General features: G+C 68.9%; 15 protein-coding genes. 8 read left to right on the top strand and 7 right to left on the bottom strand.

Annotated elements, in window-relative coordinates:
* Positions 1–357, bottom strand: a 357-nt coding sequence (locus ACGLHS_RS25585) for a GntR family transcriptional regulator (RefSeq protein ID WP_394484328.1), incomplete at its 3' end; no start/stop codon positions are given.
* Between the two features lie 135 nt (positions 358–492).
* Here ACGLHS_RS25585 and ACGLHS_RS25580 point away from each other — a divergent pair.
* Positions 493–1221 carry a GNAT family N-acetyltransferase gene (locus tag ACGLHS_RS25580; protein ID WP_394484326.1) on the top strand — a complete coding sequence of 243 codons (729 nt, stop codon included), beginning with the start codon at positions 493–495 and terminating at the stop codon, positions 1219–1221.
* Positions 1222–1245: 24 nt separating this feature from the next.
* Here ACGLHS_RS25580 and ACGLHS_RS25575 read toward each other — a convergent pair whose 3' ends face one another.
* On the bottom strand, positions 1246–2103 hold the full coding sequence (locus tag ACGLHS_RS25575; RefSeq protein ID WP_394484324.1) for a symmetrical bis(5'-nucleosyl)-tetraphosphatase: 858 nt from the start codon (positions 2101–2103) through the stop codon (positions 1246–1248).
* Between the two features lie 23 nt (positions 2104–2126).
* Here ACGLHS_RS25575 and ACGLHS_RS25570 point away from each other — a divergent pair, with 23 nt between their 5' ends.
* The 5 genes from ACGLHS_RS25570 to ACGLHS_RS25550 are packed head-to-tail and all read left to right on the top strand — an operon-like array spanning position 2127 to position 7245.
* Positions 2127–3440 carry a hemolysin family protein gene (locus ACGLHS_RS25570; protein WP_394484322.1) on the top strand — a complete coding sequence of 438 codons (1314 nt, stop codon included), beginning with the start codon at positions 2127–2129 and terminating at the stop codon, positions 3438–3440.
* 8 nt (positions 3441–3448) lie between these two features.
* Entirely contained in the window at positions 3449–4426 is a 978-nt protein-coding gene (locus ACGLHS_RS25565) for a lipopolysaccharide kinase InaA family protein (protein WP_394484320.1), read from the top strand.
* Positions 4427–4452: 26 nt separating this feature from the next.
* Complete coding sequence (locus ACGLHS_RS25560) at positions 4453–5436, top strand: hypothetical protein (RefSeq protein ID WP_093238648.1); 984 nt, start codon at positions 4453–4455, stop codon at positions 5434–5436.
* Between the two features lie 10 nt (positions 5437–5446).
* The gene (locus ACGLHS_RS25555) at positions 5447–6805 is read left to right on the top strand and encodes an adenylosuccinate synthetase (protein WP_394484318.1); all 1359 of its coding nucleotides are present in this window, start codon (positions 5447–5449) and stop codon (positions 6803–6805) included.
* Positions 6802–7245 carry a hypothetical protein gene (locus ACGLHS_RS25550; RefSeq protein ID WP_394484316.1) on the top strand — a complete coding sequence of 148 codons (444 nt, stop codon included), beginning with the start codon at positions 6802–6804 and terminating at the stop codon, positions 7243–7245. The genes ACGLHS_RS25555 and ACGLHS_RS25550 overlap by 4 nt, the downstream gene beginning before the upstream one ends.
* 60 nt (positions 7246–7305) lie before the next feature.
* On the opposite strand, the gene ACGLHS_RS25545 is transcribed toward ACGLHS_RS25550, so the two are convergent.
* Entirely contained in the window at positions 7306–7677 is a 372-nt protein-coding gene (locus tag ACGLHS_RS25545; protein WP_394484314.1) for a hypothetical protein, read from the bottom strand.
* A gap of 236 nt (positions 7678–7913) precedes the next feature.
* Between ACGLHS_RS25545 and ACGLHS_RS25540 the strand changes: the two genes are divergently transcribed.
* Positions 7914–8741 (top strand): response regulator, encoded by an 828-nt coding sequence (locus tag ACGLHS_RS25540; RefSeq protein ID WP_394484312.1) that lies wholly within the window; start codon positions 7914–7916, stop codon positions 8739–8741.
* Positions 8738–11023 (top strand): ATP-binding protein, encoded by a 2286-nt coding sequence (locus tag ACGLHS_RS25535; protein ID WP_394484310.1) that lies wholly within the window; start codon positions 8738–8740, stop codon positions 11021–11023. Before ACGLHS_RS25540 ends, ACGLHS_RS25535 begins: the two co-directional genes overlap by 4 nt.
* Before the next feature lie 18 nt (positions 11024–11041).
* Here ACGLHS_RS25535 and ACGLHS_RS25530 read toward each other — a convergent pair whose 3' ends face one another.
* From ACGLHS_RS25530 to ACGLHS_RS25515, 4 genes are all read right to left on the bottom strand, one after another.
* Entirely contained in the window at positions 11042–11401 is a 360-nt protein-coding gene (locus tag ACGLHS_RS25530) for a tetratricopeptide repeat protein (protein ID WP_394484308.1), read from the bottom strand.
* Positions 11402–11521: 120 nt separating this feature from the next.
* Positions 11522–11998, bottom strand: a complete 477-nt coding sequence (gene nikR / locus ACGLHS_RS25525; protein ID WP_093238659.1) for a nickel-responsive transcriptional regulator NikR — start codon at positions 11996–11998, stop codon at positions 11522–11524.
* 24 nt (positions 11999–12022) lie between these two features.
* Positions 12023–12484 carry a GNAT family N-acetyltransferase gene (locus ACGLHS_RS25520; protein WP_093238660.1) on the bottom strand — a complete coding sequence of 154 codons (462 nt, stop codon included), beginning with the start codon at positions 12482–12484 and terminating at the stop codon, positions 12023–12025.
* Between the two features lie 53 nt (positions 12485–12537).
* Entirely contained in the window at positions 12538–13527 is a 990-nt protein-coding gene (locus ACGLHS_RS25515) for a CobW family GTP-binding protein (RefSeq protein ID WP_394484305.1), read from the bottom strand.
* Between the last annotated feature and the right edge of the window lie 21 nt (positions 13528–13548).

Raw genomic sequence — 13548 nt, 5'->3', positions numbered from 1 at the left:
GGTGGGCGGCGTGGCGGCCGGCTTGCCGGCGCGTGCCGGGCGTGCGGGCCGGGCGGGTCGTGCAGGCAGCGCGGGCGACGACAGCTCGGTCACGCGCGTGCCCTGCCGGTCGGGCTGCACATAGCCTTCGGCGGCCAGATGCTCGTAGGTGGCGGTGACGGTGTTGCGCGAGATTGAAAGCGCTTCGGCCAGCGCACGCGAGCCGGGCAACCGGCTGCCGGGCGCCAGGCTGCCGTCGAGGATGGCGCGCTTGAGGCGGTCGTGCAGCTGGCGCTGCATCGAACCCGCATCGCGGTCTTTCAGAAGCGGGGCTTCGAGCAGGGTGGTGGCGGCAACGAGGCCTGGCGCATCGGTCATGACGGAATGGGGCGAAATGTGCGAGAGGCGTGGCACCATGAAAAGCAATAGTCGTGGCACTTCCTGTGGCGCCACGTTGCGCGTACTTTATCGGTCTCCGGCGATGCCGTCGCCTTTTTTCCGAAAGCTTTCCTCATGTCAGTCCGCCACAACGAACACGGGCAATCGCTCGGCCCCCTCATGCCCGAATGGAGTGCCCGCCCGCTGCCTCCGCGCGAGCGCATCGAAGGCCGCTACTGCACGCTCGAACCGGTGAATGCCGCGAAGCACGCCGACGACCTGTACGCCGCCTACGCGCAGGCCCCTGACGGGCGCGACTGGACCTACCTGGGCGTCGAGCGGCCCGCCGACCTGAACACTGCGCGCGCCCACACCGAGCGCCTTGCGCAGACCACCGACCCGTTGCACTTCGCCGTCCTCGACAAGCAGAGCGGCCGGGCCATCGGCACGCTGTCGCTGATGCGCATCGACGCCGCCAATGGCGTGATCGAGGTCGGCCACGTCAACTTCTCGCCGCTGCTCAAGCACACGCCGATGTCGACCGAAGCGCAGTACCTGCTGATGAAGCTGGCCTTCGACGTGCTGGGCTACCGGCGTTACGAGTGGAAGTGCGACAACTTCAACGAGCCGTCGAAGCGCGCGGCCGCGCGCCTGGGTTTCCAGGCCGAGGGCCTGTTCCGGCAGTACAGCATCTACAAGGGCCGCAGCCGCGACGCGGCCTGGTTCTCGATCGTCGACGGCGAATGGCCGGCGCTGCGCACGGCGTTCGAGCGCTGGCTGGCGCCGGCCAACTTCGATGCGCAAGGGCGGCAGCGCATGGCGCTGGACAAGTTCCGGCTGCCTTCCGCTTCCAGCGCGGACTGAAAGCGCAGGCGAGGGCGGGCTGCCTTACTTGCCCGGCTTCTGCGCTTGCTCGCACTTCACCTGGACCAGCTCGCGCTGGTCCAGCGTCGCGCCGATGCGCACCGCGCTGAGGCAGCCGCCCCAGACGCAGCCGGTGTCGGTCGACAGCAGGTCGGGCCGCGAGAGCCAGCCCAGCGTCGACCAGTGGCCGAAGGCGACGGTGGCCTTGGCGGTCTCGCGGCCGGGCACATCGAACCAGGGCATGAAGCCTTCGGGCGCGGTGGCCGCGCTGTCCTTGGCCTCGAACTCCATCACGCCATCGACCGTGCAAAAGCGCAGGCGCGTGAGCGCATTGACGATGGCGCGCAGCCGCGCGTTGCCGGTGAGCGTGTCGTGCCATGCGTCGGGCTCGTTGCCGTACATGGAGAGCAGAAAGCTGCCCAGTCCCGGGCCGCGCAGCACCGATTCGACTTCGGCCGCCAGCGCCAGCGTGTCGCCCACCGTCCACTGCGGCAGCACGCCGGCATGCACCATCAGCAGGTCGCCCGCCTTCTCGCCGTGGCCGATCTGCATGTGCAGGGCCATGTGCTGTTGGCGCAACCATTCGAGCATGGCCTCGCTGTCGGGTGCGGCCAGCAGATCGGCCAGCGTGTCCTTGCGGCCGGCCTTGCGCGCGCCGTGCGCCACGCCCAGCAGGTGCAGGTCGTGGTTGCCCAGCAGGCTGCGCGCCGAGGCGCCGTAGCCCTGCACGCGCCGCAGCACGGCGGCCGAATCGGGCCCCCGGTTCACCAGATCGCCGAGCAGCACGATGGTGTCGCGGCTGGGCGAGAAAGCGATCTCGTCGAGCAGCCGCTGGAGGGCAGGGTCGCAGCCCTGGACGTCACCGATCAAGTAAAGTGCCATGTCCTCATTCTCTCCCCCCGTTCATGGATGTTTTCCTGCTGGCCTTGCTGACCACGCTCAACGCGGCGTTCGCAATGTCCGAAATGGCCCTTTCCACCAGCCGGCGCGCACGTCTCGCGGCCCTGGCCGAAACAGGGGACAGCGGGGCGGTGGCCGCGCTGAAGCTGATGGAATCGCCCACGCAATTCCTCTCGACGGTGCAGATCGGCATCACCTCCATCGGCATGCTCACCGGCATCGTCGGCGAGGCCGCCTTCGCGCATCCGGTCGCGGCCTGGATGGAAAGCCTCGGCATGGGCCATGGCACCGCCGACTTCGTTTCCACGGCGGTGGTGGTGGCCTTCATCACCTTCTTCACCATCATCTTCGGCGAGCTGGTGCCCAAGCGCATCGGCCAGCTCTACCCCGAGCCGGTGGCGCGCTGGGTGTCGCGCCCCATGCGCGGGCTGGCCAAGGCGGCCAAGCCCTTCGTGTGGCTGCTGGCCGGTGCCACGGCCACCATGCTGAAGCTGCTGCGCATCGACGCCAACGCGGCCCGCTCCGTCACAGAGGAAGAAATCTCGGCTAGCCTCGAAGAAGGCGTGGACGCCGGCGTCATCGAACAGCACGAGCACCAGATGGTGCGCAATGTGTTTCACCTTGATGACAGGCGCCTGTCGTCGCTGATGATTCCGCGCGCCGACATCGAATGGCTCGACGCCTCGTTCACGGTGCGGCAGGCGCTGCAGAAGGTGGCCGACGCGGCCGCGCTCAACCTGGTGCATTCCTGGTACCCGGTGTGCCGCAACTCGCTGGACGACGTGGTCGGCGTGATCAGCGTGGCGCACCTGCTGCGCCTGGGCGCCGCGCACACCGGCGTGCTGGGCCAGGAGGCCACGCCCGCCGTGTTCGTGCCCGAAACGCTCACCGGCATGGAGCTGCTGGAGCAGTTCCGCGCCCGCGCCGGCCGGCTGGTCTTCGTGGTCGATGAATACGGCGTGGTGCAGGGCCTCATGACCCCGCGCGACCTGCTCGAAGCCATCACCGGCGAGCTGCAACCCGGCGCACAGACCGACGCCTGGGCACGCCAGCGGCCCGACGGCGTGTGGGAGCTCGATGGCCTGATGCCGGTGTCGGAGCTGCGCGCGCGGCTCGGCATCCGCGAGCTGCCCGACGAAGAGCGCGGCCGCTACAACACGGTGGCGGGCCTGCTGATGGCAGTGTCCGGCCATCTGCCCGAGGTGGGCGAGCACATCGACTGCGCGGGCTGGTGCTTCGAGATCGTCGCGCTTGAAGGTCGCCGCATCGACCGCGTGCTGGCGTCGCCCGACCCCACGGCCGCACCACGGGAAGACTAGGGCCGGGCATGCTGTCGCTGCTCACGCTCAGTTGCCCCCAATGTTCCGCGCCGCTGCCGCGCGCCGCGCGCTGGCGCACCGTCAACTGCAGCTATTGCGGCGCGACCATCACGCGCGGCGAGGAAACGGTCGAGCGCGAGAGCTTTCGCGCGGCGTGGCGCCGGGCCAATGCCGACGTCGCGGGCGGCCGCATCCTCACATGGCGCCAGGCCCGCTACCGCGTGCTGGCACCGCTGGCCACCGGCGAGCACAGCGAGGTGCTGCTCGCGGAACGGCTCGGCGCGCTGCCCGAGCGCGTCACGTTCAAGCTGGCGCGTGATTCGGCCGCCAACGACGTGCTCGCGCGCGAAGGCGCGGTGCTGCAGGCCTTGCAGGCGCTGTCGGTGCCGGGTGCCGCCTACTTCACGCGCCGGCTGCCGCAGCCATTGGGCGTGGGTGTGGCCGAAGGTCTGGGCGACGGTGCACGGCAGGCGCTGGTGCTGCGCCACCCGACCGGCTTCTGGGGCAGCCTGCAAGATGTGCTGCAGGCCAACCCCGAAGGCATCGACCCGCGCCATGCCGTCTGGATCTGGCGCCGCATGCTCGAAGTGCTGGCTTTCGTGCACGGCGCCGGCTGGACGCACCGCGACCTGTCGCCCGCACATGCGCTCGTGCATCCGCGCGACCATGGTGTGCTGCTCATCGGTTGGTCGCGCGCGCAGCACGCCTCCGCATCGGCGCATGCCGCTGCTGCAGCACGCGACCTGATGCAAGCCGCATGGACCGTGCGTGCGCTGCTGCACGGCGCTGCGGCCGGCGAGCCAAGCTTGGGCGCACACACGCCCGCGCCGCTGGCAACCTTGCTGCGCCAGTGCAGCGAAGACGCCGCCACCTGCACGCGCCTGGGCGCGCAGGGCATCGAGCAATCGCTTTCCACCGCGTCGCGCGAAGCCTTCGGCGCGCCGCAGTTCGTTCATTTCGATCCCGCGCCGCGCGCCGGCGCCTGAAGAACTCATCCTCAAGGAGCAACTCCATGGGCTACGGAAACTACTCGCATGCCGCCCACACGGCGCTGATTGCCGATCGCGCCGCCAAGCCGGGCGCCGAAGTCTTCACCCAACGTTCCACGCATGCGCTGATGAATCCCAAGGGGCTCAAGGTGCGTGAGTCGCGCGACAACGCCGACCACCCGAACTCGCTGGGCATCGTGTTCGCGCTCGACGTCACCGGCTCGATGGGCGACATCCCGCAGACCCTGGCGCGCCGCGAGCTGCCCACCTTCATGAAGCTGCTGACCGACTGCGGCGTGGCAGACCCGCAGCTGATGTTCATGGCCATCGGCGACGCCACCTCCGACCACGCGCCGCTGCAGGTCGGGCAGTTCGAATCGACCGCCAACCTCATGGACCAGTGGCTCACCTGGAGCTATCTCGAAGGCGGCGGTGGCGGCACCGGCGAAGAAAGCTACGAGCTGGCCTTCTACGTGATGGCGCAGCACACCGACATGGACTGCTGGGTCAAACGCAAGAAGCGCGGCTACCTGTTCGTGACCGGCGACGAGCTGCCGTACCCGGCCGTTTCGCGCCACCAGATCGAAGGCCTGATCGGCGAGAAGCTCGACGAAGACATTCCCATCGAGGAAGTCATCGCCGCAGCGGCCGAGACCACCAACCTGTTCTTCCTGATCCCCGACGCGCAACGCCGTCGCCGCTGCGAGCCGCGCTGGCGCGAGCTGCTGGGCGATCACGTCATCTGCATGGATTCGCCCGACGACGCCTGCGCGGTGGCCGCCGGCATCGTCGCGCTGACCGAGAAGGCCGTGCCCAACCTCGATGGCCTCGCCAAGGTGATGAGCGCCACCGGCATGGCGAAGGAGCGCGTGGGCGGCGTGCTGCATGCGCTCGACAGCTATGCCGCGCTGCTCGACCCCACGGCACCGCGCCGCGCGCCGCCGGCCGTGGCCACCGCCGCGGCATCGGGCACGCGCTCTTCGTGGTGGAAGCGGCTGTTCGGCTGATCGACGCCGTGTGACGACGACGAACGCCGCGGCCACGCGCTACGTCTCGCTGCTCGGCCTCGGCTTCGGGGACTGCGGCAAGGGCCTGTACACCGACCACCTGTGCGGCGCGTGGCGGGCCCACACCGTGGTGCGTTTCAACGGTGGCGCGCAAGCCGGCCACAACGTGGTGCTGGCCGATGGGCGCCACCACACCTTTTCCCAATTCGGCGCCGGCAGCTTTCATGCGGGCGTGGCGACGGTGCTTGCGAGCCCGGTGGTGGTGCATCCGACCGCGCTGCGCGTCGAAGAAGAAGCATTGCGGCGCGTGGGCGTGCACGACGCCTTCTCTCGGCTGCTGGTCGATGCGCGCTGCCGCGTGACGACGCCGTTTCATCAGGCGGCGGGCCGTCTGCGTGAATGGGCGCGGGGCGCGAAGGCGCACGGCAGCTGTGGCGTGGGCGTGGGCGAAACGGTGCGGCAGGCACTCGCCGCGCCCGATGCCGCATTGCACTACGGCGACCTGCTGAACCCCGCACGCGCGCTCGAAAAGCTGGAGGCTTCGCGCACCTCGCTGCGCCGCGAGTTCGCTGCCATCGATGCGTTGCCATCGCATGTTGAGGCGGCGCAGGAGCTGGCGATGCTCGACGACGATTCGCTCGCTACGCGCTGGCTCGATGCCGTGGCGCCATGCCTGCGGCAATCGCCACCCGCGAGCGCGGACGAAATCGGCCAGCGGCTCGCGCGCCCCGGCACCGTGTTGTTCGAGGGTGCGCAGGGCGTGCTGCTCGACGAGTGGCGCGGCTTTCATCCGCACACCACGTGGAGCACCATTTCCACCGCAGCCGTCGAGGCCGTGCTGCACGAGGTCGGCATCGCATCGCCCGTGCAGCACCTCGGCGTGCTGCGCAGTTACCTCACGCGCCATGGCGCCGGCCCGCTGCCCACGCACGACCGCGCACTCGACACGCGGCTGGCCGAGCCGCACAACGCCGACGAAGGCTGGCAGGGCATCTTCCGGCGCGGCCATCCCGACGCGGTGCTGCTGCGGCATGCGCTCGATGCCGTCGGTCCGCTCGACGGATTGGTGGCGAGCCATCTCGACGCCATCGATGGCACGGGCCTGCGCTGGTGCGGCAGCCATCGCCTGCCGGACGGTTCGATCCTCAGCTCGCTGCCGCGCAGCAACGCCGTGCACGACCTCGACCATCAACACGCGCTGACGCAGCTGCTGCACAGCGCGCGACCCGTCTACGAACCCGGCGTCATCGCCAGCCCGCAGGCGTGGATCGAGCGCGTCGAAGCCCTGAGCGGGCTGCCCGTGCGCTACGGCGCCTTCGGCCCGACACGCGACACGGTGCGCACCATGCGCACCGCCTCCATTTCTTGAAAGACCTTGTGCCCGAGACCTACAACCTTCCCCTGATCCTTGCGGCCTTCCTCAGTGCCGTGGCCGCGCTGCTGCATCTGTGCATCATCTTCGGCGGCCCTGCGTGGTATCGCTTCTTCGGCGCCGGCGAGCGGATGGCCTCGGGCGCGGCGGCCGGCCACTGGTATCCGCCCGTCGTGACCTTGCTGATCGCCTGCGTGCTGAGCGTGTGGGCCGCCTATGCGCTCTCGGGTGCCGGCGTGCTGCAGCCGTTGCCGTTGCTTGTGTTCGTGCTGCCGGCGATCACGGCCGTCTACCTCGTGCGCGGGCTTGTGCCGCTGGTCCTGTCCGCCTTCGACCGCCGCCGTCGCTCGGCCTTCCTGCTTTGGAGTTCGGTGATCTGCCTGGGCTTCGGCGTCGTTCACCTGCTGGGGTTGGTCCAGGTCTGGGAAAGGCTCTGAACACAGGCGCCTTCCAGGGCGCCGCCCCGGCCGTGCCTGGCACTTGCCTCGCGGAACGCCTCAGGCAATGCCTTCCCGGGACAGGTGCGCGACGGCGCCCACCGACGTTTCGAGCACGCGCAACTGGAACGTGACGTCGCGCAGCTCCTGCGCGAGCGTGATGAACCCGGTCTTCCTGCATGCGTCTCCGCCTGCGGGTGGGGCAGGCTGGAGCCGGATCTTCGGCTTGACGACATGCAGCAGCGCGACCACCGCGGCCGAGGCGTCGTCGGCCGCGGAGCGAAGCGCGGCGAGCGCCTCCTGAAGCTGCACGTCGCGCGCCTTCATGGCCTCTTCGACGGAAATTCCCCGGTGCTGGAACGCGCACGGCTCCATGGCCGAGACCCGTTCGATCGCAGCGCGCGCAAGCAACAAACTTGATGAATTCTTCATTCGACCTTCACCGTGCTTCCACTGGACGGGCACGCGCTCGTCCGCGATGGCGGATGAAAGGCGGCGTGCACCGGATGAAGACGGGATTGTTTGAAAACGGGCGCGGCGGCACCTTTGCCAGCGGGGATGGGACCTTTGCCAAAGGTGACGGAGTGTTAAAGTATTCACACAATCAGAAACAATAATTTCGGCGCTCGCCACGCACAGGCGGCGCCTGTTTTTCTCCCGTCGTTGGCATGTCGTTCCCGCAGATTTCCGGTTCGAGCGCGCACCTTCTCCTCATCGACGACAACATCGACGAACTCCGGCTGCTGGTGAGTGCGTTGCGGGACGCGGGCTATCGCCTGAGCATCGCCTTCGATCCGATGCAGGGCCTGCGGCGCGCCGCGGCGCTGCAGCCCGACCTGATCCTGCTGGACGTGCAGATGAACAGCATAGACGGCTACGCACTTTGCAGGCTGCTCAAGGCCGATGCCGCCACCGCCGGCATTCCGGTGATCTTCGTGACCGCGGCCGCCTCGCTCGAAGAGCGCCTGACCGGCCTGCACGGCGGTGCGGTGGACTACGTCACCAAGCCCTTCGATCCGCCCGAAGTGCTGGCCCGCGTGGCGATCCATCTGGCGCTCCGGCCGGATCGCGCCGCCAGGAAAACACCGCCGCCGGATGCGGACGTGCCCGCCCAAGGCACAACCGACCCCGCGCAACGGGCCGACCAGGTGCTGGCGCAGGCGGCCGTCGACCTGCTGATGTCGGACCTGGCCAACCCGGCGAGCCTCGCGGCCATCGCTGCCCGCCTGGGCACGCACGAAAAGCGGCTGTCCCGGGTTTTCCGCGAACAGCGGGGCGAGACGGTGTTCGGCTTCCTGCGCGAAGCGCGGCTCGCGAAGGCCCGTCGCCTGCTCGCGCAGTCGTTGCTGGGCATGGAAGACATCGCGGCGGAGACCGGCTTTTCCAGCGGCGCCAACCTTGCCACGGCCTTCCGCCAGCGCTTTGGCGCAACGCCGAGCGCGTTCCGGCGCTCGGGTGCGGCCGTGGACCCTTCGAGCGAAGCACAACGGCCGTGAAGCACTGGACGCGTGCGCTGCTCGTGCCGCTCCTGGCACTGTGCTTGTCCCTGAGCTTGTGGCTCCCGGCCCGGGCATCGACATTGCACCTGACAGGCGAGGAGCGCTGGCCGCTCTCGCTGGACCGCCAGGTCGAGGTGCTGAAAGACGCCACCGGCGCGCTCACGCGAGACGACGTGCTCGCCATCTCCGATGACGCACCCGAGGGCTTTCGCCCCGGCACGCCCACGGGCATGCGGCCCGGCTTCACCGATGCCGCTTTCTGGTTGCGCCTGGAACTGGTCAACGACGGCAGCGCGCCCCAGTCGCTGCAGCTCATGCTCAACAGCACGTGGCTGCAGCATGCCGACTTCCATCTGAGAAAGGGCGACGCCCCAGACGCGCGCTGGACCGTGCGCAAGCGGGGCGTGGCGCAGCCTTATGCGCCGGGGCGCCAGCCTTTCGTGGCGATCGACCTGCAACCGGGCGAACGCGCGCTGGTGCTGGTGCGTGCGCAGACCGCGTCCAACCTGCGCTTTGCGCCGGTGCTCTACACCACCGAGATGCTGCTCGCGTCGGAGCAGTGGCATGCGCTGTTCGACGGCCTGCTCATCGGCGGGCTGCTGGTGCTGGGCGTCTATTCGCTGACCACGTGGGCGCTGTCGCGCGCGCCGGCCATGGGCTGGCAGGGGGCGGGGTTCATCCTCGTGGCGTTGTACGAAGCCTCGTACCGTGGCTATGCGCGCATCTTCCTCTGGCCCGACTCGCCGCTCTGGAGCTACCGCGCGGCCGGCTCGCTCGGCCCGCTGTGCGCCATATTGCTGGTGCTCCAGCTGCACGAGATCACGCGGCACTCGGGCATTCGTCCGCCGGGGCTGAAGGTGATCGGCGCCCTCACGGCGCTGCAGGCCGTCATCGTGGCCGGCGGCCTGCTCGGGCCCTATGGCTTCTTCGCGCAGGCCGCATTGGTGACCGTGCTGGCGCTGGTGGTCGCGCTCAATATCAGCGGCTTCGTCTACATGCGCCGGGGCGGCGTGCGCGGCAAGCTCGTGTTCGGCATCACGCTGCTCATTGCCGCCGGCATCGGCTTGCGGCTGTCGGAGATCGCATTCCAGGAGCGCTTTGCCACCAGCTTCGACCCCTATGCGCTCGGTTTTCCGGGCATGCTGCTGGGCCTCGTCACGCTGTCCTGGTGGGGGCACAGGCTCGCGCGCCAGCACGAGGAAGCGCGCGACACGCTGCTGCGCTGGCAGGCCGAGTCGCAGCGAAAGCTGCAGGACGAAGTCCAGCGAAAAACCCGCGCACTCAATTCGGCCCTGCTGCAGTCCGAAGCGCAGATGCACGACCAGACCCGGCTGATGGCCATCGTGAGCCACGACCTGCGCGCGCCGCTCGCCACCATCCTGGGCCACGTGCGGCTGCTGCGTGAAGAGCTGAACGCCGGCTCGCCGACCTTGCTGCAGGCCATCGAGCGCAACGCCGGCTACCAGCTGTCGCTCATCGACGACCTGCTCGAATACGCCAAGGGCGAACTCCAGCCGATCGTGCCGGCGCCGCAGCCCGTCGACCTGCCCGCGCTGATTGACGACATCGCCCAGTACGCCGCCACGCTGGCGCTGCGCCAGAACAACCGCTTCACGCTGCGCTGCCACGACACGCTGCCGCCGGCCGTGCGGCTGGACAGCAAGCGCTTCCAGCAGCTGGTGCTGAACCTGCTGTCGAACGCGGCCAAGTTCACGCGCGACGGAAGCATCGAGCTGATCGTGGCGGCCAAGGGATGCGAGAAGGGCTGGTCCCTGGAGATCGAGGTGGCCGACACGGGCATCGGCATCGACGAGGCCGATCAGGCGCGCATCTTCGAGATGTTCCAGCGTGCCGACGTGCAGTTCGACGGGCACGGGCTGGGCCTGTTCATTGCGCGGCGCATCGTCGAGAGCATGGGCGGAAAGCTCGAACTGCACAGCCGCGCCCATCGCGGCACGCAATTGAAGTTCGCGCTGCAGGTCGAGGCGGCATCGATCGACGAAGTCGTGCCGCGGGCGCGCCCGGTTTCATCGTCGGTGCCCGCATCCGAGCAGGCGGCGGCCCCAGCATTGGAAGGCCAGCGCCTGGAGCCGCTGCCCGCGGCGATCCGTGATGAGCTGGCGGAACTGGCGCGCGACGGCCGATGGTCCGACCTGCACGACCGGATCGAACGCCTCGCCGGCGACCAGAAGCATGCGACGCTGGCCGCGCTGCTGCGCGAAGCGCTCGAACGCCTCGACTTCGATCACGTGGGGCGCCTTGCGCAATCGGCGCGCTAGGGCGTTGCCAAGGGAGCTTTATTTGGCCGGGCCGGGCGTGGGGCGCAGCCGCTTCAGCCGCACGGTCAGTTCCTTGACCAGTTGAAGCTCGCCATGGCGCTGCGCCACCTCGAGCGCCTTTGCAAATGCCGCTTCGGCCATTGCGTTGTCGCCCAGGGCCAGCGCGATCAGGCCGTGCAGGCGGCCGGCGGCGGTGAACTCCGGGTCGAGCGCCAGCGCCTTTTCGACGTGCATCAGCGCCGTCTGTTCTTCTTCTCGCCGGTGGTAGGCCAGTGCGAGGCTCATGCGCAGCAGGGCGCCATCGCGGCCCGAGGCCAGCATGCGTTCGAGCGCCTCGGGCGAAGGGCCGGGCACGGAAGGGGGCGTAGGTGTGGTCATGGCATGCGCTCTCTGGGCTTCGGGTTCGCGGATCTCGCGGACCTCTCGGGTCCCGCGCGTTTCACGTTTTTATCAAAGAATACTCTTTGACATTCGAAGCGGAAAGCGCAGCGATGAGCCTCAGTTGCGCGGCCGGTGGTGCGTGTGCGTGCCGGCCGTGCCATGCGTGTGGCGTTCGCCATCGGCGTCCAGCGGCACCACGTGCACGTTGCCGTGGCGCACGCCGCGCAGCGCCACCAGTTGCGCGGCGCAGGCCTGCACGGCCGCAGTGGGGCCGCGCAGCACCACGGTTTCCAGGCAATGGTCGTGGTCCAGGTGCGTGTGCACGCAGGTGATCACGATGTCGTGGTGGTTGTGCTGCAGGTCGAGCACGCGGGAGGTCACCGTCCGGTCGTGGTGGTCGTACACATAGCTGGCGTTCGCCACGCACCACACCGCCTTGCCCTTGCGCGAGGTCGTCGCGAGCGTCTCGCTGCCCAGGGCCGAGCGCAGCAGGTCGCGCACGGCTTCCGAGCGGTTGACATAGCCTTTGTCGGCAATCAGCTGATCGAACTCGAGCGCGAGTTCGTCGTCCAGCGAGATGGTGAAGCGTTGCATGGTCGGGCACGCCCTGGCGTGGCGTCAGACAGTGGTGGCGTAGATGATGAATCCCGAATGCTCGGCAACCTTGTCGTAGAGCGTCCGGCCTGCTGTGTTGGTCACATGGGTCTGCCAGTACACGCGGTGCCCGCCGACGCGCTGCACATGCTGGTACACACCCTCGATGAGTTTGCGGCCCACGCCCTGACCACGTTCTGACTGCAATGTGAACAGATCCTGCAGGTAGCAGGTCGGCTCGATGCGCGTGGTGCTGCGGTGAAAGAGGTAGTGGGTCAGGCCCACCAGCTTGCCGTCCCGCTCGGCGACCAGCGCATGTACCGGCTCGTAGGCGTCGAAGAAGCGCTGCCAGGTGGCCTGGGTGATCGCGTCGGGAAGGGCGGTGGGGCCCTCGCGCTCGTAGAAGGCGTTGTAGCCGTCCCAGAGCGGCTTCCATGCCGCGTAGTCTTCAGGCGTCGGGGGGCGAATCAGGAGGGTAGAAGTCATGTGTCTGCGATCTGCGCGTGTTGAAAAAACGCGCGATTGCAACATGACTCGGTTCAGCCGTTGAAGAAAAAATTAAGGGTTTCTTCAGGCAATTGGTGGCGCAGCCCGATGGCGACCACGGCGGCGCGGGCGGCTCCTGCATCGCCTGCCGGCGCGGCGGCCTTGCGCAGCGAACCGTGGCGGCCGGCGAACTGGATCTCGGACCACTCGTCGCCCTGCGCGCCCCGGCCGGTGCGCAGCAGCCCCTTGAGCCGCAGGATGCCTGGCGGCACGTCGCGCAGCCAGGCGCGCAGGGTGGCCGGGGGAATCACCGCGTCGGGCTGCGCGCTCCAGGTCTGGAACAGGGCGCCATGGTCCGGTGAATGGTCGTGGTCGTGATGGTGGCTGTGGCCGTGTTCGTCGCCGTGCGCGCAGGCATGGCACGCGGCGTTTCGCACCGCCTCCGGCTGCGGCAGGCCGGACAGCAGCGCCAGCGGCACCGTCGACTGCGCGGTCTGGATGCACGGCGTGCCGGGCGCGGTGGCCTCGACCCAGGCGCGGGCCTCGGCCAGTGCCTCGCCCGAGGCCAGGTCGATCTTGTTGACCACCACGAGGTCGGCCGATTTCACCTGCCGCGCCAGCGTGTCCGAGAGCAACGGGTCGCGCGACTGCCGTGCCGCGGCGCTGGCATCGACCAGCACGATCACGCCTTCCAGGCTCAGCTCCGGCGCCGCCATGCCGATCTGCGCGATGCGCCAGGGGTCGGACACGCCGCTCGCCTCGATCACCACCGCGTCGAAAGGCGTGGCCGCCTCGATCACCTGCACCAGCGCGCGCCCCAGGTCGTCGCCGATCTGGCAGCACACGCAGCCGTTGGTCAGCGCCACCGTGTCGCCGTGCGTGGCGGCGATCAGGCCGGCGTCGATGTTGAGCGCGCCGAAGTCGTTGACCAGCACCGCCATGCGCAGGCCCTTCGCCTCGCGCAGCCAGCGGTTGAGCAGCGTGGTCTTGCCCGCGCCGAGAAAGCCGCCAATGACGGTGAGCGGCAGGCGCCTCTTCTGCATTGTTGTTATTGGCGTCGTCAC

This window comes from Variovorax sp. VaC1 (genome assembly GCF_043658315.1).
Classification (GTDB): Bacteria; Pseudomonadota; Gammaproteobacteria; order Burkholderiales; family Burkholderiaceae_C; genus Variovorax.
This window is presented reverse-complemented; position numbering and strand designations above follow the sequence as displayed.